Source organism: Stenotrophomonas sp. 116085_Sma (assembly GCF_056479585.1).
Genome location: NZ_CM151057.1, coordinates 4,166,165 through 4,188,383, shown reverse-complemented (window position 1 = coordinate 4,188,383; position 22,219 = coordinate 4,166,165). Strand labels below are relative to the sequence as shown.

General features: G+C 67.1%; 19 protein-coding genes. 16 read left to right on the top strand and 3 right to left on the bottom strand.

Annotated features, from left to right (window positions below):
* Positions 1-18: 18 nt before the first annotated feature.
* Positions 19-750, top strand: coding sequence for a hypothetical protein (locus tag ACZK0Z_RS19375; RefSeq protein ID WP_197632632.1), 732 nt, complete (start codon positions 19-21; stop codon positions 748-750).
* Complete coding sequence (locus ACZK0Z_RS19370) at positions 750-1,370, top strand: HAD family hydrolase (RefSeq protein WP_049431834.1); 621 nt, start codon at positions 750-752, stop codon at positions 1,368-1,370. The genes ACZK0Z_RS19375 and ACZK0Z_RS19370 overlap by 1 nt, the downstream gene beginning before the upstream one ends.
* A 220-nt stretch (positions 1,371-1,590) precedes the next feature.
* On the opposite strand, the gene ACZK0Z_RS19365 is transcribed toward ACZK0Z_RS19370, so the two are convergent.
* On the bottom strand, positions 1,591-2,529 hold the full coding sequence (locus ACZK0Z_RS19365; protein ID WP_049431820.1) for a carbohydrate kinase family protein: 939 nt from the start codon (positions 2,527-2,529) through the stop codon (positions 1,591-1,593).
* A gap of 283 nt (positions 2,530-2,812) precedes the next feature.
* Here ACZK0Z_RS19365 and ACZK0Z_RS19360 point away from each other — a divergent pair, with 283 nt between their 5' ends.
* From ACZK0Z_RS19360 to ACZK0Z_RS19315, 10 genes are all read left to right on the top strand, one after another.
* Positions 2,813-3,859, top strand: a complete 1,047-nt coding sequence (locus ACZK0Z_RS19360; protein WP_005411077.1) for a rod shape-determining protein — start codon at positions 2,813-2,815, stop codon at positions 3,857-3,859.
* A gap of 121 nt (positions 3,860-3,980) precedes the next feature.
* Positions 3,981-5,111: a rod shape-determining protein MreC gene (gene mreC, locus ACZK0Z_RS19355; protein ID WP_049431821.1), complete on the top strand. Its 1,131-nt coding sequence runs from the start codon at positions 3,981-3,983 to the stop codon at positions 5,109-5,111.
* Positions 5,108-5,593 carry a rod shape-determining protein MreD gene (mreD, locus tag ACZK0Z_RS19350; RefSeq protein ID WP_049431823.1) on the top strand — a complete coding sequence of 162 codons (486 nt, stop codon included), beginning with the start codon at positions 5,108-5,110 and terminating at the stop codon, positions 5,591-5,593. Before mreC ends, mreD begins: the two co-directional genes overlap by 4 nt.
* A 3-nt stretch (positions 5,594-5,596) precedes the next feature.
* Entirely contained in the window at positions 5,597-7,672 is a 2,076-nt protein-coding gene (mrdA, locus tag ACZK0Z_RS19345) for a penicillin-binding protein 2 (protein WP_197632634.1), read from the top strand.
* Positions 7,669-8,781: a rod shape-determining protein RodA gene (gene rodA, locus ACZK0Z_RS19340; RefSeq protein WP_005411073.1), complete on the top strand. Its 1,113-nt coding sequence runs from the start codon at positions 7,669-7,671 to the stop codon at positions 8,779-8,781. The genes mrdA and rodA (ACZK0Z_RS19340) overlap by 4 nt, the downstream gene beginning before the upstream one ends.
* 158 nt (positions 8,782-8,939) lie before the next feature.
* Positions 8,940-10,034 carry a rod shape-determining protein RodA gene (rodA, locus tag ACZK0Z_RS19335; protein WP_049431831.1) on the top strand — a complete coding sequence of 365 codons (1,095 nt, stop codon included), beginning with the start codon at positions 8,940-8,942 and terminating at the stop codon, positions 10,032-10,034.
* A 632-nt stretch (positions 10,035-10,666) separates the two neighbouring features.
* Positions 10,667-10,906: a hypothetical protein gene (locus tag ACZK0Z_RS19330; RefSeq protein WP_152906619.1), complete on the top strand. Its 240-nt coding sequence runs from the start codon at positions 10,667-10,669 to the stop codon at positions 10,904-10,906.
* Positions 10,907-11,140: 234 nt separating this feature from the next.
* Positions 11,141-12,286, top strand: a complete 1,146-nt coding sequence (gene mltB, locus ACZK0Z_RS19325; protein ID WP_197632635.1) for a lytic murein transglycosylase B — start codon at positions 11,141-11,143, stop codon at positions 12,284-12,286.
* The gene (locus tag ACZK0Z_RS19320) at positions 12,283-13,545 is read left to right on the top strand and encodes a septal ring lytic transglycosylase RlpA family protein (RefSeq protein ID WP_197632636.1); all 1,263 of its coding nucleotides are present in this window, start codon (positions 12,283-12,285) and stop codon (positions 13,543-13,545) included. The genes mltB and ACZK0Z_RS19320 overlap by 4 nt, the downstream gene beginning before the upstream one ends.
* A 100-nt stretch (positions 13,546-13,645) precedes the next feature.
* Positions 13,646-14,866, top strand: a complete 1,221-nt coding sequence (locus tag ACZK0Z_RS19315; protein ID WP_197632637.1) for a serine hydrolase — start codon at positions 13,646-13,648, stop codon at positions 14,864-14,866.
* Positions 14,867-14,968: 102 nt separating this feature from the next.
* Here ACZK0Z_RS19315 and ACZK0Z_RS19310 read toward each other — a convergent pair whose 3' ends face one another.
* Entirely contained in the window at positions 14,969-15,850 is an 882-nt protein-coding gene (locus ACZK0Z_RS19310) for a trypsin-like serine peptidase (protein WP_197632638.1), read from the bottom strand.
* Between the two features lie 379 nt (positions 15,851-16,229).
* Entirely contained in the window at positions 16,230-17,303 is a 1,074-nt protein-coding gene (locus ACZK0Z_RS19305) for a lipid A deacylase LpxR family protein (protein ID WP_404830726.1), read from the bottom strand.
* 302 nt (positions 17,304-17,605) lie between these two features.
* Between ACZK0Z_RS19305 and ACZK0Z_RS19300 the strand changes: the two genes are divergently transcribed.
* The 4 genes from ACZK0Z_RS19300 (at position 17,606) to ACZK0Z_RS19285 (ending at position 22,083) form a co-directional block, all read left to right on the top strand.
* Positions 17,606-17,884: a YbeD family protein gene (locus tag ACZK0Z_RS19300; protein ID WP_478449260.1), complete on the top strand. Its 279-nt coding sequence runs from the start codon at positions 17,606-17,608 to the stop codon at positions 17,882-17,884.
* Positions 17,872-18,582, top strand: coding sequence for a lipoyl(octanoyl) transferase LipB (gene lipB, locus ACZK0Z_RS19295; protein WP_197632640.1), 711 nt, complete (start codon positions 17,872-17,874; stop codon positions 18,580-18,582). The genes ACZK0Z_RS19300 and lipB overlap by 13 nt, the downstream gene beginning before the upstream one ends.
* 18 nt (positions 18,583-18,600) lie before the next feature.
* The gene (gene lipA / locus ACZK0Z_RS19290; protein WP_197632641.1) at positions 18,601-19,611 is read left to right on the top strand and encodes a lipoyl synthase; all 1,011 of its coding nucleotides are present in this window, start codon (positions 18,601-18,603) and stop codon (positions 19,609-19,611) included.
* A gap of 294 nt (positions 19,612-19,905) precedes the next feature.
* Complete coding sequence (locus tag ACZK0Z_RS19285) at positions 19,906-22,083, top strand: carboxy terminal-processing peptidase (RefSeq protein ID WP_049429375.1); 2,178 nt, start codon at positions 19,906-19,908, stop codon at positions 22,081-22,083.
* Positions 22,084-22,219: the final 136 nt, after the last annotated feature.

Below are 22,219 nucleotides of genomic sequence, written 5' to 3'. Positions count from 1 at the left end.
ACACGAAGGACCTCCGCCATGAAACGACTGATCCTGCTCACCGCCTGCATCCTGGCCCTGGCCGCCTGCAGCAATCCCGAGGAAGAGCGCAAGGCGCAGGAAGCCGCCGCGGCGGCCGTGCAGGCGCAGAAGGAGGCCAAGGCCGAGGACGTGGCCAAGCAGTACGACATGGCCGTGGCCGCGCAGGACTGGGAGCGCGCGCGCCTGCATGGCGCCTCGCTGCTGGACCAGTACAAGGACACCGCCGCCGCCGAGCGCATCGCCGCCGGTTTCGATGACGTAAAGGCCAAGGGTGACGCTGCGCGCGACCTGCGCCGCATGCAGGGGCTGTGGCAGTACAACCAGATTCCGGTCGCCAGCAAGGGCAACCAGGTCTCGGCGTCGATCTACAGCAAGGAACGGGTGGATGTGGACGGCAGTGGTGCCAAGCCGGTGCAGCTGGTGTTCCGCGATCACCCGGAGTGGAAGCGGCATGCTTACCTGGTGCTGCAGGCCGGTGACTTCCGCTGCCCGCAATGCACGGTGAAAGTGACCGTGGACGACGGCAAGCCGGTGTCGATGGCGGCATGGCGCCCGAAGACCGATGAAGCCATCGCGATGTTCATCACCGACCAGAAGGCGCTCTGGAAGCTGGCGCGCAAGGGCAAGTCGATCAGCATCGAGTTCCCGGTCAAGGCTGGCGGCACGCGTACGGCCGTGTTCGAGACCGGGGGCGTCGACGCCAGCCGCATGCCGCAGTGGTGGCAGTGATGGCGGTGGCGGGCAGTGCCGTGCAGGCGTTGTCCGCGATCCGGCACTGGGTGTTTGACATGGATGGCACGCTGACCGTGGCTGTGCATGACTTCGCGGCGATCCGCCGTACGCTGCAGATCGCCGCGGAGGAAGACATCCTCGACCATATCGCGGCGTTGCCGGATGCATCGGCGCAGGCCAAGCGTGAGTGGTTGCTGGATCACGAGCGCGCGCTGGCCGAGGACGCGCTGCCGGCGCCGGGTGCGGTGAAGCTGCTGCGTACGCTGGCGGCTGCGGGCTGCCGGCTGGGCATCCTGACCCGCAACGACCACGCGCTGGCGAAGCTGACGCTGGAGGCGATCGGGGTCGGTGAGCTGTTCGACGATGCCGACATCATCGGCCGCGATGAAGCGGTGCCCAAGCCCTCACCGGAGGGCCTGCAGCAGCACTTGCAGCGTTGGGGCATCGGGCCCGCCGAGGCGGTGATGGTCGGTGACCACGCCTACGACCTGGAGTGTGGCCGCGCAGCCGGCACGCATACCGTGCTGGTCAACCTGCCGGAGAACCCGTGGCCGGGCCGCGCCGATTGGCATTTCGCCGATTGCCGCGCCTTGCTGGCTGCCTGGCAGGGCGCCTGATGATGTAGAGCCGAGCCCACGCTCGGCTGCTGTCCGGTCAGATCGCGCTGGCGCGCGCAAGCCGAGCATGGCTCGGCTCTACAGGAATCAAACAGCGTGTCGACCAAGGTCGACACCTGCCAACAGCATTCCCAGCAGCGCGTCGGGTGGAAAGCCCCCTTGTTGTTCAAGGGGGCGCGCCGAAGGCGCGGGGATAAGGTGGAATGCGCGGGCAGTTCGGTTACGCGCTCAGCGCGTAACCGAACTGCTGCTTGAACTGCTCGTTGAACTCATCAAAGGTAAAGCGCTGGTTCTGGGTGCCCGGGTGCTCGACCTTCAGTGCGCCCATCAGGTTGCCCATGCGGCCGATGGTCAGCCAGTCGTAGCCCTTCTGGATGCCGTAGATCAGGCCGGCGCGGAAGGCGTCGCCACAGCCGGTCGGGTCGACCACGCGGCGCTCGTGTGCCGGCGGGATGTCGTAGCTCTTTTCCGGGGTGTGGATGACCGCGCCCTTCGGGCCACGGGTGGTGATGTAGGCCTTCACCCGGCTGACGATTTCCTGTTCGTCCCAACCGGTGCGCTCCTGCAGCAGGTTCGACTCGTAGTCGTTGACCACCACATAGTCGGCCTGCTCGATGAAGGCGCGAAGTTCCGGGCCGTTGAACAGCGGCATGGCCTGGCCCGGATCGAAGATGAACGGAATGCCGTCTTCGTGGAATTCCTGCGCGTTCTGGATCATGCCCTCGCGGCCGTCAGGGCCGACCAGGCCCAGGGTCACGCCCGGCACGCCACGCACGTGGTTCTCGTAGGAACGCATCATCGCGCCCGGGTGGAAGGCGGTGATCTGGTTGTTGTCGTGGTCGGTGGTGATGAACGCCTGCGGGGTGAACAGCTCGTCGATCACGCGCACGCGCGACAGGTCGATGCCCAGGCCTTCGAAGTATTCGCGGTACGGGCCGAAGTCCGAACCCACGGTGCCCATCGGGATCGGCTGGCCGCCCAGCAGGTGCAGGTTGTAGGCGATGTTGCCGGCGCAGCCGCCGAACTCGCGGCGCATGCGCGGGACCAGGAACGACACGTTCAGGATGTGCACCTTGTCCGGCAGGATGTGATTCTTGAACTGGTCCGGGAACACCATGATGGTGTCGAAGGCAAGAGAACCACAGATCAGAGCGGACATCGATGTAAGCCTATGCGGTGAATTTTGGGATGGGCCGGCCCGGTTCGGCGGGCAAGCAAACGGCGCCCTTGGGCGCCCGACGGCGCAAAGGTTACCCGCTGGTGCCGCTCAGGGCCAGAACCGGGTGATGCCCGATCAGGCCGAAAGCCTGTGAAGACGCGGGTTCAGCTAGTTTTTTCCTTGCTCGGCGGCAGGCGGGTTGCTAGGCTTGTCGGCCTCGATTTCTGCCCATTTTTTCGCCATCCCGCGGCGGGCACGACACCCCTCAGGACTCCTTCCTCAGATGTTCAAGAAACTCCGTGGCATGTTCTCCAACGACCTGTCCATCGACCTGGGCACGGCCAACACCCTCATCTACGTGCGCGGGCAGGGGATCGTGCTGAACGAGCCGTCGGTCGTGGCCGTGCGCCAGGACCGTGCCATCGGTGGCACCCGCTCGGTGGCAGCCGTTGGCGCCGAGGCCAAGCAGATGCTCGGCCGTACCCCGGGCCACATCACCACCATCCGCCCGATGAAGGACGGCGTCATCGCCGACTTCACCTACACAGAGGCGATGCTCAAGCACTTCATCAAGAAGGTGCACAAGTCGCGCGTGCTGCGCCCGAGCCCGCGCGTGCTGGTGTGCGTGCCGGCCGGTTCGACCCAGGTCGAGCGCCGCGCGATCAAGGAATCGGCCGAGGAAGCCGGTGCCCGTGACGTGTACCTGATCGAAGAGCCGATGGCTGCCGCGATCGGCGCCGGCATGCCGGTCACCGAAGCCCGTGGCTCGATGGTCATCGACATCGGTGGCGGCACCACCGAAGTGGCGGTGATCTCGCTCAACGGCATCGTCTATTCGGCCTCGGTCCGCATCGGCGGCGACCGCTTCGACGAATCCATCACCAACTACGTGCGCCGCAACCACGGCATGCTGATCGGTGAAGCCACCGCCGAGCGCATCAAGGTCGAGCTGGGCTGTGCCTACCCGCAGGCCGAGGTGCAGGAGCTGGAGATCTCCGGCCGCAACCTCGCCGAGGGCGTGCCGAAGATGATCAAGATCAGCTCCAACGAGGTGCTCGAAGCCCTGCACGAACCGCTGTCGGGCATCGTCAGCGCGGTCAAGCTGGCGCTGGAGCAGACCCCGCCGGAACTGTGTGCCGACGTTGCCGAGCGCGGCATCGTGCTGACCGGTGGCGGCGCCCTGCTGCGCGACCTGGACCGCCTGATCTCCGAGGAAACCGGCCTGCACGTGCAGGTGGCCGACGATCCGCTGACCTGCGTGGCCCGCGGTGGTGGTCGTGCGCTGGAGCTGGTGGACATGCACGGCAACGAGTTCTTTGCGCCGGAATAAGCCGTCCCGGCCGTTCCTGCCCGCCGCGCCCTTCCGGGGTGCGGCCCGCCGCGATGGCGGGCCGGCACCGGCGGGGCGTCCGCGTGTTTCCCTTCCGCCTTCTGCCAGTTGAATCGTTGCCGTGCCGCCCTACGCCGGTCCTCCCGTTGCCTCCCGATCCGGTGATGCCGCCAGCCCCCTGCGGTTGCTGGCCTACCTCGCATTGGCCATCACCCTGATCGTCCTTGACGACCAGGCCGGCTGGCTGGCGCGCCTGCGCGAGCAGGCCAACAGCCTGGTGCAGCCTGTGTGGGCGCTGGCCGGCCTGCCCGGCAAGCTCGGCAACCAGGTCAAGGATTCCGCGGCCAGCCATACCCAGCTGGTCACCGAGAACCGTGAGCTGCGCAACCAGCTGCTGCTGGCCAACGCGCGCCTGACCCGTCTGCAGACCGCTGCGCTGGACAACGCCCAGCTGCGCGAACTGCTGAACGTGGCCGAGCGCAGTGGCCTGGACGTGCAGCTGGCGCCGATCCTGGATATCGACCTGGATCCGGTGAAGCAGCGCCTGGTGCTCGACGCCGGCAGCCGGGAAGGCGTGCATGTCGGCCAGGCGGTGATCGACGCGGGCGGCTTGATGGGGCAGGTGATCAGCGTCACCGGCGGTACCTCCACCGTGCTGCTGCTCACCGACCCCGACCACGCGGTGCCGGTCACCGTGGCCCGCAACGGCGTACGCCTGATCGTCTACGGGCGCGGCGACACGCTGGAGCTGCGCGACATCCCGCTCAGCGCCGGCGTGGAAGTGGGTGATGAGATTGTCACCTCCGGCCTCGGTGGCCGCTTCCCGGCCGGCTTCCCGGTCGGCACCATCACCGGCCTGCGCCCGGATGACACCCATGCCTTTCTGGTCGGTGAACTGAAGCCTGCCGCCCAGCTCGACCGCGGCCGCGATGTGCTGCTGCTGCGCCCGGGTGCAGCGATCCGCATTCCGCCGGAGTTGCGCCTGCAGCTGGAAGAGACTGCCCCGGGTGGCCCGGCTACCGGCGTCACCGCGCCGGCTCCGACGACGCCGGCTCCGGCCAGCGCTCCGGTAGTGCCGGCCGCTGGCCAGCAACAGCCCTCGTCGCAGACGAGGACGGTTGCCCCCGCATCCTCCCTTACCCCCGCGCCTTCGGCGCGCCCCCCTCAACAAGAGGGGGGCTCTGCCCCAGCCGGATCCACGGTAGTGCCGGCCGCTGGCCGGCAACCGACCACGCCGGAGACCCAGCGATGAGCCGCCTGCGCGACAACCCGTGGGTGCTGCCGGCCAGCGTGGTGGTGGCCCTGCTGCTGGGCCTGCTGCCGCTGCCGGCGCTGCTGCAGCCGCTGCGCCCGTACTGGCTGGCGCTGGTGCTGGCGTACTGGGTGATCGAGACGCCCGAGCGCGTCGGCCTGGGCATCGCCTTCGCCAGCGGCGTGGTGGCCGACCTGCTGTACGGCGGCGTGCTCGGTGAACAGGCACTGCGGCTGGTGATGCTGGCCTTCATCCTGCAGCGTTTCCGCGCCCGCATCCGCTTCTTCCCGATGTCGCAGCAGATGCTGGCCATCGGTGGCCTGCTGTTCAACGATCGCATCGTCAGCGCGCTGGTCCACATCCTGGTGGGCGAGCCGACCCTGCCGTGGTCGTACTGGTGGGCCCCGCTGCTGGGCATGGGCCTGTGGCCGCTGGTGTTCGTGCTGCTGGACGCGGTGCGCTTCGGCAAGCGCGGGCGCTGAGCCATGATCCCGCGCCGCCAGGTCAAGAATCCGCACGCCGAAGCCGAACAGTTCCGCCGCCGTGCGGCGCTGGGTTTCCTGGGCGTGCTGGTGTGCCTGCTGGGCCTGGGGGGCTGGTACTTCAAGCTGCAGGTGCTGGACCACGACGTCTACGCCACGCGCTCTGAGGCCAACCGCATCAAGCCGCGGCCGGTAGTGCCCGGGCGCGGCATGATCTACGACCGCAACGGTCGCCTGCTGGCCGAGAACGTGCCAGCGTTCCGCCTGGACGTGACCCCGGACAAGGTCAAGGACATGGACGCCACCCTGCAAGGGTTGGCGAAGATCATCAACATCAGCCCGGAAGAGCTGGAAGCGTTCAACAAGTCGCGCAAGGCGCGCCGCAAGTTCCTGCCGGTCACGCTGAAGCTGCGCATGAGCGACGAGGAGATGGCGCGCTTCGCCGTCGACCGCTGGCGCTTCCCCGGCGTCGAGCTGGAGCCTTACCTGACCCGGCGCTACCCGTACGGCGACCTGTTCGCGCACATCATCGGCTACGTCGGCCGTGTCGACGACAAGGATCTGGAGATCCTCGGCGAGGGCAATGCCGCGCTGACCCACATCGGCAAGTCCGGCCTGGAGCGCTATTACGAGCAGCAGCTGCGCGGCAAGGTCGGCTACGAGCAGGTCGAGACCAACGTGCAGGGCCGTGCGATCCGCACCATCGGCCGGGTGGCCGCGCAGTCCGGCGCCGACCTTCGGCTGTCGATCGACGCCGACCTGCAGCGCGCCATGGTGGCCGCGTTCGGTGACCAGGAAGGCTCGGCGGTGGCGATGGACCCGCGTACCGGCGAGGTGCTGGCGATGGTCAGCCTGCCGTCCTACGACCCCAACCTGTTCGTCAACGGCATTTCCCATGCCGACTTCAAGGCGCTGAACGAGAACCCGTCGCGGCCGCAGTTCAACCGCCTGGTGCTCGGTGGCGTTGCCCCCGGTTCCACGCTGAAGCCGCTGATCGGCCTGGCCGGCCTGGACTCGGGCGTGCGCCGCCCGGAAGACAAGGTGCTGTCCACCGGCATGTTCTACCTGCCCGGCACCAGCCGTGGCTGGGGTGATGCGCATCGTGGCGGCCACGGCTGGACCGACCTGCGCAAGTCCATCGCCGAGTCGGTCAACACCTACTACTACAAGCTGGCGCTGGACCTGGGCATCGAGCGCTTCGACCATTACATGGAGTACTACGGCTTCGGCCAGCCGACCGGCATCGACCTCACCGGCGAGATCGGTGGCATCCTGCCGTCGCCGGCCTACAAGCGGAAGAGCCGCAAGGAAGCCTGGTACCCCGGTGATACGGTCAACATCAGCATCGGCCAGGGCGACTGGAAGGTCACCCCGCTGCAGCTGGCGCGCGGGGTCAGCGGCCTGGCCGACGGCCAGCTGCGCACCCCGCACCTGGTGATCCAGCAACGCGACGGTTTCGACAGCGACTGGACGGCGACGCCGCCCGGCGCGAGCAAGCCGGTCAGCCCCAACCCCAACAACGTGCAGGCGGTGCGCGAGGGCATGATGGCGACCATGCGGCCCGGCGGCAGCGGCTGGCGCGTGGCGGTCGGTGCGCCGTACGTGATGGCTGGCAAGACTGGTACCGCGCAGGTCATCAGCCGCAAGGGCACCGCTGCCGTGAACCCGAAGAGCCTGCCGATGCACCTGCGCCACCGCGCGCTGTTCGTCGGCTTCGCGCCGGTCGAAAACCCGGTGATCGCGATCGCGGTGGCAGTGGAAGGTGGCGGTTACGGCGGTTCGGCCGCTGCGCCTATCGCACGCAAGGTGTTCGACGCCTACCTGCTGGGCAAGATGCCCGAAGGCATGCAGCCGCTGGACAGCGAGCGTGGCACCACCGCCATCGGCGCCACCGCGTTCGACAACGAAGACGCCGGCGCACGCAAGGCCGGTGATCTGGCGGCCGCGCAGCTGGGCGAACACCCGGTGCAGGTGGGGGCACCCACGCCCGAACCGGCCCCTGCGCCGCAGCCCGGTACGCCGGCCGCGGCTGCACTGCCAGCCACGCCACGCGCGACAGTTGCGGAGCCCGCACGATGAAAGTGTTCCTGCGCTGGGCCGGCGACATGCTGCGCCGCTTCTTCAGCACGCTGGACTGGGTGCTGTGCCTGGCCCTGGGCGCGCTGATGGTGATTGGCCTGGCCACGTTGAAGAGTGCCGGTGGCGACGGCCTGGTGATGGCCCAGGGCGCGCGTTTCGCGGTGGGCATGGCCGCGCTGTGGGGTATCTCGCGGGTGCCGATCCTGCGCATCCGCTCGGCCACGCCGATGATCTATGCGATCTCGATGATTCCGCTGCTGGCGGTATTCGTGCTCGGCACCGGCAAGTACGGCCGGCAGTGGCTGGACCTGAAGTTCTTCTACCTGCAGCCGGCCGAGCTGCTGAAGGTCAGCCTGCCGATGATGGTGGCCTGGTACCTGCACAAGATGCCGCTGCCGCCGCGCTTCAACACCGTGCTGGTGGCCTTGATCATCATCGGGGTGCCGACCGGCCTGGTGATGCTGCAGCCGGACTTCGGTACCGGCGTGCTGATCGCCGCCAGCGGCGTGTTCGTGCTGCTGCTCGCGGGCCTGCCGTGGTGGTGGGTCGGCCTGGGCGTGGGCGGCGTGGCCGCGGTTGCGCCGGTGGCCTGGTTCTGGCTGCTGCGGCCATACCAGAAGGACCGCATCATGATGTTCCTGGACCCGGAGATGGATGCACTGGGGGCCGGCTGGAACATCATCCAGTCGAAGATCGCGATTGGCTCCGGCGGCTTCGATGGCAAAGGCTGGGGCGAAGGCTCGCAGTCGCACCTGAACTTCATTCCCGAGCAGACCACTGACTTCGCGTTCTCGGTGCTGAGCGAGGAATTTGGCTGGATGGGTGTGGCCCTGGTGCTGACCCTGTACCTGGTGGTGATCGGGCGTTGCCTGTGGATCGCCAGCCAGTCGCGCGATTCGTATTCGCGCCTGCTGGCCGGTGCCACCGGCCTGGCGTTCTTCGTCTACGTACTGGTGAACGGCGGGATGATTTCCGGCTTGTTGCCGGTGGTGGGCGTGCCGATGCCGCTGATCAGCTACGGCGGCACTTCGGCCGTATCGCTGCTGGCCGGCTTCGGACTGGTGATGGCGGTGCGCAGCCACAACCCGGTGCACGGCGGCTACGGCTAGCCGCCGCGCTTCCTGCTCCTGCTCTTTGTAGAGCCGAGCCATGCTCGGCTGCCCTCCGTGCAATGCGCACGGGTCCCGAGCCGCGAATGACTCGGCGCTACATAAGCACGGATCGGCCATGACAGCTTCACGCAAGCACGCATTGCTACCGTGCCCGCGTGGAATGGAAACGACTGCTTGGCGGCTGCCGTGAGGCAGTGCGCACGATTGATCTGCCGTTGCTCGTCGCGCTGTTGATCCTGATGGCGGCTGGCCTGGCGGTGCTGCAAAGCGTGTCCGGCCCGGTGGCCGGGCAGGCGGCGCGTTTTGCCGGTGGCCTGGCCGCGATGTGGCTGCTGTCGCGCGTTTCGCTGCTGCGACTGCGCGCGTGGACCCCTGCGATCTACGCGCTGTCGATGCTGCCGCTGATGGCGGTGTATGTGATCGGTACCGGCAAGTACGGGCAACGCTGGCTCAATCTCGGCGTGTTCTACCTGCAGCCGTCCGAGCTGCTCAAGCTCAGCCTGCCGCTGATGATGGCCTGGTACCTGCACCGGCAGCCGTTGCCGCCCTCGCCACGCACGGTGCTGACGGCCGCAGTGTTGATCGGCGTACCCGCCGTGTTGATCCTGATGCAGCCCAACCTCGGTACCGCCACGCTGGTCACCGCCAGCGGCGTGTTCGCACTGCTGTTGGCCGGGTTGCACTGGGGCTGGGTGGCGACCGGTGCGACGGGTCTGGCGGTGGCTGCGCCGCTGGCCTGGTTCGGCCTGTTGCGGCAGTACCAGAAGGATCGCGTACTGACCTTCCTCGACCCTGCGGCGGATCCGCTCGGCACCGGTTGGAACATCCTGCAGTCGCGCATCGCGATCGGCTCCGGTGGTTGGGACGGCCGCGGCTGGGGGCAGGGCACGCAGGCCACGCTGGATTTCCTGCCCGAGTACACCACGGACTTTGCGTTCTCGGTGCTGGCCGAAGAGTTCGGCTGGATCGGCGTGGCCACCGTGTTCGCGCTGTACCTGTTCGTGGTCGGCCGCTGCCTGTGGATCGCGGTGCACGCCCGCGACACGCACGCACGGTTGCTGGCCGGCAGCCTGGGCTTGGCGTTCTTCGTGTACGTACTGGTGAACGGCGGGATGATCTCCGGCCTGCTGCCGGTGGTGGGCATTCCGATGCCGTTGATCAGTTATGGCGGTACCTCGGCGGTGTCGCTGCTGGCGGGTATCGGGCTGGTGATGGCGGTGCGCGGGCACCGGCCCGTGCACGGGGGATAGGGTTTCCAGCCAACGGCGCAGCCCCTCGTGGGTGGTGTCTGGGGGGTCTCGGAAAGCAGAAGCCGCGGGTGGGCCGGTCGGGTTGGGTACGCGGGGGACGCCGTGAATCCGTCCCTGGAGGCTTGGCAGCCGCATCCATGCGGCTGACACCCCCGCGTACCCAACCCGACCGGCCTCAGACAGATTTTGGCGGTCTGCCACCCACGGAGAAGAAAGAGAAAATCAACAGCCGATCGCAGCGCTGCGCTTGCTCGTGTAGAGCCGAGCCCACGCTCGGCTCCTTTCCGCCGGGTCCGCGAAGCCGAGCATGGGCTCGGCTCTACAAATAGCGGCCTGCCAGGCTGCTTTTGCTTTTGATCTTCTCTTCTTTTCCGTGGGTGGACGCGCACGGGAGCCTGTCCGTGGCCGGGTAGATGGGCTGCGCAGGGGCGTGAGCCGCATGGGCCCGAGGCATGCCTCGGGCGGGTTGGGCAGGACGCCCAACCCGGGTCTTGCCGTGTGCGCAGGACAGCGCACACGAGCAAGCGGCGACCGAGCTTACATGGACGTACTTGCAGCGCCCCCTGCGCAGCCCATCTACCCGGCCCCACCCATGAACTGCTTTGCGCGGCCACCCACGAGGGGCTGCGCCGTTGGATGAAACCTTCCTGACTCTGCGCAACGCCTGTTGTGGAAGCGTTCTCACAACAACGCGCGGACGCCCGCCCACCGACCAAAGTCCAGAAAAATTGTTAAGGAGTTCACACTTTTACGCCGCGTTGATCCTGATCAATGGACTTGTCGTAATCGGCCTGCACAATGGCGGCCCGTTCGGCACGGCGCGCCGTCAATCGTTGCAGCGCGAGGGGGGCGTCGGGCGGGAGCAGTACTGATCCAACGGATACAAGGAGCGCGGGGTACTGCCACTGGGGAGCGGCAGCCGCGCAGGTATCGACCGGATCCGGTCGCCGGTTGCGTCTGCGGGGATGGGGACGCAACCGGCCACCTCTCTCTGAATGGGGAAGCACGATCACGACGTCTTCACATTTCCCGCTGAACGCGGGCAAATCGTTGTGATTCATGGTGTTAGGGGTTTTAATTCATCCATGACCTGCTAACCTGCGACGATGATTCGACGCACTCTGGCCTGCATGCTCACCCTCGGCTTGGTCGCCTGCGCGACCCAGCCGAAGTCCCCACCGTCTTCGCCCCAGGCCAGCAGTACGCCGCGCCAGCCCGCCCCCAAGGCCCATGGCCCGGCCGAGGCAGCACCTGAAGCTACCGCAGCCACCGCGCCGCCGGTCGATCTCACCCCGGTGCCGTTCGAGACCGCGCGGGCGCGCTTCATTGCCGATACCGCCAAGCGTTATGGCCTGAAGCCGGAGCAGATCAGCAGCGTGCTGGACCAGGCGCAGGTGCGCCAGGCGATCATCGCCGCGATGTCGCGCCCGGCCGAGCGGGTCAAGCCGTGGAACGAATACCGGCCGATGTTCATCAGCAAGGCACGCATTGATGGTGGCCGCGCGTTCCTGGCCGAACACCGCGCTGAACTGGATCGCGTGCAGCAGCGCACCGGCGTGCCGGCCGAAGTGATCGTGGCGATCATCGGCGTGGAAACCAGCTACGGCAAGAACGCCGGCAGCCATCGTGTGCTCGATGCGCTGTACACGCTGGCCTTCTATTACCCGCGCAGCGGCGATCCGGCCAAGCTGGAACGCGAAGTGCGCCGCGAGCTGTTCTTCCGCGATGAGCTGGCCAAGCTGTTCGAACTGGGGCGCGAAGAAAAGCTCGACATCACCACGCTCAAGGGCAGCTATGCCGGTGCGATGGGCATGGGCCAGTTCATGCCGTCCAGTTACCTTGATTACGCGGTGGACGGCAACGGCGATGGCCGTCGCGACCTGTTCAACAGCTACGACGACGTGTTCTCGTCGATCGCCAACTACTTCGTCAAAAAGGGCGGCTGGGTGCGTGGCGGCCAGGTGGCCGTGCCGGCCACGCTGGCGCCGGGCCGCGATGAGTTCAACCCGACCGAGTGGATGCCCACCTGGTCGCTGGCCGACCTGGCGCAGCGTGGCTACCAGCCCAGCGCGCCGGTGCAGCCGGGCGCCACCGCCACTCCGATCACGCTTGAAGGCAGCACCGGCAAGCAGTACTGGCTGGGCTTCCAGAACTACTACGCGATCACCCGCTACAACCTCTCGAAGATGTACGCGATGGCCGTGTTCCAGCTGTCCCAGGCCATCGCCGGACAGGAGCTGCCCCCGGCATGAACATCAGATGGCTGGTCCCGAGCTTGATCGTCCTCGCGCTGGCGGCCTGCAGCAGCGCGCCGAAGAAGCCGGCCACGGCCGGTCATGGTGGCAAGTCCAGCGGCACGCTGGTGCAGGGCCGCGGTTCGCGACCGGCGCACTGCCCGGAAGGTTCGCCCTATGCGGCAGCCAAGGAAGACCTGAGCACCCGCGGCAACTACACTGCCGGTGGCCTGTACAAGCCCGGGGTGAAGGACAGCACGCCCACCTACATTCCCAACGTGGCCTGCATTCCCGAGCCGGAAGTGACCGCTCAGGAACGTTCGGCGATCGGCAACAAGTCGCCCTACGTGGTGCTGGGCAAGTCGTACAACGTGCTTGACGACACCCGCAACTACGTCGAGCGCGGCACCGCGTCGTACTACGGCGCCAAGTTCCATGGCCGCCTGACCTCCAACCGCGAGGTCTACGACATGTACCAGTTCACCGCCGCGCACAAGACGCTGCCGCTGCCCAGCTTCGCCCGCGTGACCAATCTGGACAACGGCGAGTCGGTGATCGTGCGCGTCAATGATCGTGGCCCGTTCCATGATGGCCGCGTGGTCGATCTCAGCTACGCCGCCGCTGTGCGGCTGGGCATCACCCAGCGCGGTACCGGCAACGTCGAGGTGCGCGCGCTGCAGCCGGGTGAGAGCAACCTGATGGCGCAGAAGCCGTCGCGTCGCGAGCGTCGCGCTGCTGAAGCCGCCGCCGCCGTGGCCAGTGCGCGCCCGGTGCCGGCTCCGCGTGCTTCCACCGACAGCGACATCGATCGCCTGGTCAACCGCCTGCCCACCGATGGCGCCCCGGCGCGTGGCCAGCCGGCCACCACCCAGGGCGTGGCCAGCACCGTGCCGGACGTGGCGGTCAGCAGCCTGCCGCCGAGCGCGCCGCCGGTGCGCAGTACGGCACCGGCATCGGCCGTGGTGGCCAGTGCTGCCCCGCGCGCGGTGGTACCGGCACCGGTGCGTGCCACCCCGGCCGCACCCAGCCTGTCGCAGCAGGTGGTCGGCGCGGTGATGGTGCAGGTCGCCAGCTTCTCCAACCGCGACAACGCCAACCGCGCGATGGGCCAGCTCAGTGCCGCCGGCATCGTGGGCGCGACCATCAGCGACATCGCCGCCGGTGGCCGTACCCTGTTCCGCCTGCGCGTTCCTGCCAGCGACCATGCCAGTGCTGCGGAACTTGTCGGTCGCATCGCCGGTCTTGGCCTGGGTTCGCCGCAGATCGTCAAGGATTGATCCGCCCGGGCCGGTGCTGCCGGCCCATGCTCCCCCGGCCTTACAATGGCCGTTACGTTCCACCCTCCATTCCCGGCCGTCCCCTGGAGCCTGCTGTCCAATGAATTTCCGTTCCGCCGCCACCGCCCTGGCCGCCACCCTGGTGGTGGGCCTGGCTTCCGCCCAGACGCCGCTGCCGACTCCGGCCACGCCGGCGCCCGCCGCTGCCGCTGCCGCCCCGGCCACCGTCGCCACTCCGCCGGCCCCGGCGCCGAGCGTGTCCAAGGCCTGGGTGCTGATGGATTACGCCACCGGCCAGGTGCTGGCCGGTGAAAACGTCCACGAGCAGCTGGCCCCGGCCAGCATCACCAAGGTGATGACGTCCTACGTGATCGCCGCCGAGGTCAAGAACGGCAAGGTCCGTGCAGATGACCAGGTGATGATGAGCGAGCGCGCCTGGCGCGAAGGTGGCGCCGGTACCGACGGCAGCTACAGCGGCTTCCCTGTCAACCAGACTGCACGCCTGGAAGACATGGAAAAGGGCATGGCGATCCAGTCCGGCAATGACGCCGCGATCGCCCTGGCCGAACACGTGGCCGGCAGCGAAGAAGCCTTTGCCTCGCTGATGAACAGCTACGCCGCCAAGATCGGCATGAAGGACTCGCACTTCGTCAACGCGCACGGCCTGACCGCGCAGGGCCACCACAGCACCGCGTACGACCTGGCACTGCTGGGCCGCGCGATGGTGCGCGATTACCCGGAAACCTACGCGTACAACAAGATCAAGGAATTCCAGGTCGGCAACATCAAGCAGCCGAACCGCAACCTGCTGCTGTGGCGCGATGGCAGCGTGGACGGCATCAAGACCGGCCACACCTCCGAGGCGGGCTACTGCCTGATGAGCTCGGCCCAGCGTGGCGACCAGCGCCTGATCGCGGTGGTGCTGGGTGGTGCGTCTGAGAAGCAGCGTGCCGATGACAGCCTGGCCCTGCTGAACTGGGGCTTCCGCTTCTTCGAGACCCATCGCCTGTACGAGCCGGGCAAGGCCGTGGCCGAGCACAAGGTCTGGAAGGGCACCACCGACAAGGTGCAGCTGGGCGTGGCCCAGCCGATGCTGGTCAGCGTGCCGCGCGGCCGCTACAACGACCTGAAGCCGAGCATCGACGTGCCCAAGACCCTGGAAGCACCGTTCACCGCTGGCCAGCAGATCGGCACCGTGAAGGTCAGCCTGGATGGCAAGGTCATCGCCGAGGCACCGCTGGTGGCCGTGGCTGCCGTCGAGCAGGCCGGCTTCTTCAAGCGCCTGTGGGACAGCTTCTGGATGTGGTGGGAATCGGAATGATCCACGCCCCGGTGTGGTGAAGGAAAAGGCCGGCAAATGCCGGCCTTTTTTCTTCTCTCCTTTGGAATCGCGATGCAGGCTTGAATGGAGAACCTTGAAGCTTCAGGGGGTCTGCTGCTGGATGTACCGGTAGGCACGCTCAGCCAGTGCCTCGGTCTCGGCCGAACACAGGTGGGCGCGGCCGTCGTTGACCACGCCCATGCTGTTTACCCCCACGACGACTCCATGGCCGCTGTCGAAATCGAAGTCTTCCAGTACCGGTCCTCCGCTGGAGCCCGGGCCCTGCACGCAGGCAAGGCCCCACTGAAGAATTTTCTCCGAACCGAAGGGTCGACACGCCGAAAGTTCAACGCGTGCAGTGGCGCAATAGGCCAGTTGCTGGCCGGTGTATTCGGGATTTCCGAATTCGTACCAGGGTGTCGGGGGGATGAGGCCGATGCCATTGGCTGAAACGGGGTAGCCGAACGTAACGCGGGGACCGGCTGCGGGTCGCTCATCGAAGCGGATGGCCTGGCTGCCAGCGTGGCGCGCCGGTCCTTCGCCGGATGCACCGGTGTGGGTCTGCAGGAAACTGGTGTCGAGTGAGCCGGAAATCGAGGCCTGCGGTGCGACGATCCGCCGTATTGGGTACCTTCCCAGCGGGGCAGTGCCATTCTCGAAATACGGTGCGAAGAGAAGGTGTTGGCTCCAGTGGACCGCACCTTGCTCGTCCAGCTGCGCAAGGCAATGCCACGCTGTCACCAGGATGTCGCCACCAAGGCTGTCGACCACGGTGGCGGTGCACGAAGCGTCCTTGCCATCCGGGCGTGTCAGGAAAAGCCGCCCGACACCCACAGGGTGTGGTCCTGTGCCCCGCCACGGGTCACCGTCGGTCTGCAGAGGATCCTGCCCCGGCGGCTTGATGGGAGCGTCTCCCTTGTCGGGCACAGCAGCCAGTCTTTCGTTCGTCCAGTAGGCGAGGACCTCTTCCTGGGAGGTCTCCATCCAGTGTTCAACCAGATCGCCAGCCGACGCAGTGGTCGGGAATGTGGCGCATGCGGTGATTGCTATACCCGATGCCATGCGAAACGCATGTCGGTGTTGGTGCATGACAGGCCCTCTGCTCGGAGTGCTAACAGAGATAGCGTGGCGCCAGCGGCAGTGCCATGAGACAAGTTGTACTTTCAGCCCACTTCGTCGCTGGCGTGTGATCGGGTGGACCCTTTCGAGGCTCAACGCGGCCTGGAGGTCACCTGTTTCGGCCTTTGCCTGGGCAATGCCGCCGGGTCATGCCCGGCGGACGATGTGCCTTATGCAGCGAGCGGCGCAAACCGGTGTGCCGACCAACGGTCGGCACCCACCCGCTTCACCATCAGCCCCTCGCTTACAGCGAGCGGCTGATGGTGAAGCTGCCGAATACCGGCGACTGGCTTTGGCCATTGAACTCGCGGGTGCTGTGGTAGCGCGCCACTGCGAACTTCCAGCGCCCGCGCATCACCGCGATGCCGTAGCCGCCCTGGGCGACCACGTGGCGCTTGTCCACGCTGTGGCTGTTGCGGAAGGTGTTGCCGTCCAGGGTGATGTCGCGGATCACCCATGCCGCGTCGGTGGTCGCAAACAGGTGCCAGGACCAGCCGCTGGGGCGGCCGCCACGGGTCGGCGCGGTGTTCTCGCCGGCCGGGCGCAGCGGCGTGCTGCCGAAGTCGTCGGGCAGCTTCCAGCCGAAGCGCACTTCGCCACCGGCGTTGGCCTTGGTTTCCAGGTTGCCGATCGCACCACCATAGTGGCTGATCGCATCCCAGCCCCAGCCGCCGGCATTGACGCTGGCATCGGCCGGCCAGCGGCGCATGCGCTCGTGGGTCAGCATGAACACCGGCTCGTTGTGCAGCTGGTTGTCCCAGCCTTCGAATTTCTTGTCGCCCAGGATGTTGTGCACGGCATCCTGCACCTGCTTGCCCTGTGCCCACGGCCCGACCACGCCCACGGCCAGCTGGGTGGTCTGCAGGCGGTCGCCGCTGCGTGCGTTGAAACCGAAGCTGACCAGCAGCACGCCGGCATACGGGCGGTCATCCTCGATCAGGTCGCGGCGGGTCGGGTCGGTCGGGGTGAAGATGCCTTGGCCGATGCTGAAGATCATGTTCTGCTGCTCGAACCTGCCCGGGTGCAGGCCTTCCAGGTACTGGTTCACCCAGCGCGCCATGCGCGGCAGGCAGGGGTCGTCGGTGTAGTCGACCAGGTTGGGCGAGACCAGGGTCAGCTGCGCGCCGTTGGTATAGCCCTGGTCCTGGTGGCGGCCACCAAACAGGTCGTTGTCGACGCGGAAGTTGACCTGCGGCGGGTGGTCGCGCATCGCGTCCGGGCCACATTGTTCGGCCGCCTGGGCGGCAAGGGGGAGGGTGGCGGCCAGCAGGCCGGACAGCCCGAGGACTGCGACGCTACGCATGGATGGAATGCTCATGGGGAAGGGGGCGGTTGTCTGTCGTTTTATGCAACGACACGGTACGCGTGAGTACGTGACGGAACGAGCGCTTTCCGATCACTTGTCTGTTCCGAAAACAACATTGTCCGGCGGACACAATTCGTTACATGCGTGCGATCGGTGCCATGGCCGGATCCGGCCAGCAGCGTGCCGGTTCCAGTCAGCTGGCGTTTGGCCATCAGGGGCGCCGCGGCTCCCTGCAACGCAGCGGCTCGCCCGTGCCGCCTTTGACTTTGATGAATACTCTTGGGTTTGTTGCCCTGCGGCCCGATAATGGGTCCATGGAAATCAAGTCCGACAACCCCGACCACGGCTTCCAGTTCCCCGGCCAGTTCGAGCTCAGCGCCATGGGCCCGGCCAACCGCGGCCTGGAACATGAGCTCCCCCGCCTGCTGCTGGCTGCCGGCATCGATGTCGTCAATGAACGCATCAGCTGGAAGCATTCCTCCAACGGCAAGTACGTGTCCGTCCGCATCGTGTTCAAGGCCCAGAGCCGCGAACAGTACGACCTGGCGCACCAGGCGCTGCGCGACCACCCGGAAGTGAAGTGGACGCTGTAGCCGACAGCTGCCCGGCCGACGCCGCCCCGGAAGACCGCGCGCCGCGTCCGGCGGTGGTCCGTGACCTCGGCCGCCAGGCGTACGAGCCGGTGTGGCGCGCCATGCAGCGCTTCACCGACCAGCGCAGCGACACCGATGCCGACGAACTGTGGGTGGTCGAGCACGACCCGGTGTTCACCCTGGGCCAGGCCGGCAAGGACGAGCATGTGCTGGCGCCGGGCGATATCCCGGTGCTGCATGTGGACCGGGGCGGCCAGGTGACCTACCACGGCCCCGGCCAGATCGTGGTCTACCCGTTGCTGCGCCTGCCGCGGCTGGGCATCGGCGTGCGCGACTACGTGTGCCGCATCGAACAGGCCATCATCGATACGCTGGGCGAGTGGAACATCGGCGCCGAACGCCGCGAGGGCGCCCCGGGTGTCTATGTCGGTGGCGCCAAGATCGCTGCACTCGGCATCCGCGTGCGTCGCGGCTGCACCTTCCATGGCCTGGCCTTCAATGTGGCCATGGACCTGGAACCCTTCCACCGCATCAATCCCTGTGGCTATCAGGGGTTGCAGGTGACCTCGGTGGTAGACTTGGGCGGCCCCTCCGGGATGGAGGCCGTCAAGCCGGTGCTGCTGGACCACCTGGCCCGCCAGTTCGGCCTGCTGCTGCGGCACACCCCCGAACTGCCCGATCTTTCTGCGGCCGCCTGACCGCTCCCCGGAACTGCCATGACTGAAACCACCGCCCGTTCCATTCCCCTGCAGATCGTGCAGGGCGACTCCCCGTCCGCCGCGCCTTTGAAGGCCGGGGTCAAGCAGCTGGGCGGTGACAAGATCAACCGCTCGCCGGTGCAGTTCGCCGATGCGCCGGTGCTGCGCAAGCCGTCCTGGATCCGCGTGCGCATTCCTTCGGGCAATGCCGTGCAGAACCTGAAGGCCAAGCTGCGCGAGAACCGCCTGGTGACCGTGTGCGAGGAAGCCAGCTGCCCGAACATCCACGAGTGCTTCGGCCACGGCACCGCCACCTTCATGATCCTCGGTGAGGTCTGCACCCGGCGTTGCTCGTTCTGCGACGTGGCCCACGGTCGCCCGAAGCCGCCGGATGCCAACGAACCGGCCAGCCTCGGCCAGACCGTGGCCGACATGGGCCTGAAGTACGTGGTGGTGACCAGCGTCGACCGCGATGACCTGCGTGACGGTGGTGCCCAGCACTTCGTCGACTGCATCACCGCCATCCGCGAGAAGTCGCCGGGCACCCGCATCGAAGTGCTGACCCCGGACTTCCGCGGCAAGGGCCGCATGGAGCGCGCGCTGGAGATCCTGGCGCAGAACCCGCCGGACGTGTTCAACCACAACATCGAAACCGTGCCGGACCTGTACCGCAACGTGCGCCCGGGTGCGGACTACCAGTGGTCGCTGAACCTGCTGAAGAACTTCAAGGCGCAGCACCCGGAGGTGCCGACCAAGAGCGGCATCATGCTGGGCCTGGGCGAAGACTTCGAACAGATCAAGGCCACCATGCGCGACCTGCGAGCGCATGACGTGGACATGATCACCATCGGCCAGTACCTGCAGCCGACCGCGCACCACCACCCGGTGCTGAAGTACTGGACCCCGGAAGACTACAAGGCGCTGGAAGACTACGGCTACGCGCTGGGCTTCAGCCACGTGGCCTCCGGCCCGATGGTGCGCTCGTCGTACCACGCCGACGTCCAGGCCAAGGGCGCAGGGGTTTCCTGACGCCCAGCCGGTGGGGGGATTGTTTCCTGTGGGTGCGAACCTTGGTTCGCACGCCTCTGCCTGCCGTAGAGCCGAGCCCCATGCTCGGCTGCTTTCGGTCGCACAGCCGAGCACAGGCTTGGCTCTACAGGGCCGGCCCAGCCTTCGCCTGCATTCACAATTTGCTACACCGGCCCCGCTAGGCTGGTTTTCCACCGGATGTGGGCGGGTGACAAACCCGGCAACTTTCGGCACTGTCGTGGTGTCTGAACACCACGCAGTCTCCCCCTTGGCAAGGCGCCTTCGAGCACTTCAATGAAATTCAAAGCCCCCGCATTCCTGATGGCCCTGGCGCTGGTCGCGCCGCTGGCGTTGGCGGCCAAGGCCGACTCGCCGGCATTGCCCGCCGCGGCAACCGCCGATCAGGTGACCACCTCCAAGCTGGTGTACGGCCTGCTGTCCGACAGCCGCTACGCCTACCGCCCTCGGGCGCTGGACGAGGCCACCTCCAAGGACGTGTTCAAGCGCTATCTGGAAACGCTGGACGGCGGCAAGCAGTACTTCACCCAGGCCGATGTGGCGCGCTTCGCACCGTTCGAGGCCAACATCTCCTCGGCCATCCGTGGTGGCGAGCTGGAGCCGGCGTTCCAGGTGTTCGCCGTCTACAAGCAGCGCGTCGGGGAGCGCGTGGCCTATGCGCGCAAGCTGCTCAAGCAGGAGCCGGACTTCACCACCGACGAACGCTTCGAGTACGACCGCAAGAAGGTGCCGTGGGCGGCCAGCAGTGCCGAGCTGGATGAGCTGTGGCGCAAGTCGGTCAAGAACGACTGGCTGCGCCTGAAGCTGGCCGGCAAGAAGCCGGATGACATCCGCAAGACGCTGGACAAGCGATACGCCACGCTGGAAAAGTCGGTCAATGAACTGAAGGGCGAGGACGTCTTCCAGTTCTTCATGAATTCGTACACCAGTGCGGTCGATCCGCACACCGATTACTTCACCCCGCGCACCGCCGAGAACTTCAACCAGGCGATGTCGCTGTCGCTGGAAGGCATTGGCGCGCAGCTGCAGCGCCAGGACGACGTGGTGGTGATCCGCGAGATCATCGCCGGTGGCCCGGCGGCGGTAGACGGCACGTTGAAACCGGGTGACCGTATCGTCGGCGTTGGCCAGGGCAAGTCCGGCCTGGTCGAGGACGTGATCGGCTGGCGCATCGACGATGTCGTGGCCAAGATCCGCGGCGCCAAGGATACCCAGGTCAAGCTGGAGTTCATCCCGGCCGCCGAGGGTGCCGACGGCAAGCACCACACGCTGGTGCTGACCCGCCAGAAGGTGCGCCTGGCCGAACAGGCTGCCAAGGGCGAGACCATGACCATTCCGGCCGCCAATGGCGAACCGGCGCGCAAGATCGGCGTGATCAAGCTGCCGACTTTCTACCAGGACTTCGAAGGCCGTCGCCGCAATGCGGCCGACTATGCCTCGGCGACCCGTGACGTGGCCAAGCTGCTGGCCGGTTTCAAGAACGACAAGCTGGATGGCGTGGTGCTGGACCTGCGCAACAACGGTGGTGGTTCGCTGGATGAGGCGATCGAACTGACCGGCCTGTTCATCGAGCAGGGCCCCGTGGTGCAGGTGCGTGAGTCCGGTGGCCGCGTCACCGTCAACAGCGACCGCAACCAGGGCGTGGCGTGGGACGGCCCGCTGGCGGTGCTGATCAACCGCGGTTCGGCCTCGGCCTCGGAGATCTTCGCCGGTGCCATCCAGGACTACGGCCGTGGCCTGGTGATCGGTGAGACCAGCTTCGGCAAGGGCACCGTGCAGAACATCGTCGACCTGGATCGCTGGCCGAGTGGCGAGACCCAGCGCTTCGGCCAGGTCAAGCTGACCATCGCCCAGTTCTTCCGCATCAGCGGCAGCAGCACCCAGCACAAGGGTGTGGTGCCGGATCTGGCCTTCCCGGCCAGCGTCGATGCCACCGAGTTCGGCGAGAGCACCTACGACAACGCGCTGCCGTGGACCCGCATCGCTGCCGTGCCGCACACCCAGTACGGCAACTTCGCGCCGCTGCTGCCGAAGCTGGAAACCCGCCATGACGCGCGCATTGCCGCCGACAAGGAATTCCAGTGGTGGAACGAGGACGTGCAGCAGTTCCGCACCGAGGCCGCGAAGAAGTACATCTCGCTCAACGAGGCCACCCGCCGCGCCGAGCGTGAGCGTCAGGACACCCAGCGCAAGGAGCGCCAGGCGATGCGCAAGGAGCTGGGCCTGGCCCTGGACCCGCTGGCCGATGACAGCAACGACGACGGCCTGACCGGCAACGAGCGCGACATCGTGAAGGATGCCGCCCGCGAGAAGGCCGCCGAGAAGCGTCCGGACCCGTTGCTGCGCGAGTCGGCCTCGATCCTGGCCGACGCGGTGAACCTGCTGGCCAACGACCGCCCGCTGTCGGCGCAGGTGCTGCCGCAGTCCACCGGTGCCGGCCGCTGGGCTGACTGAGCCGGCAGGACGCGTGTATACCCGAGGGGCCGGCATTGCCGGCCCCTCTTCGTCTGGGGACCTGATCCCGGTAGCGCCGGGCCATGCCCGGCGAGCTGTGTGCATGGCGCGCTTCCGACGGGCATGGCCCGGCGCT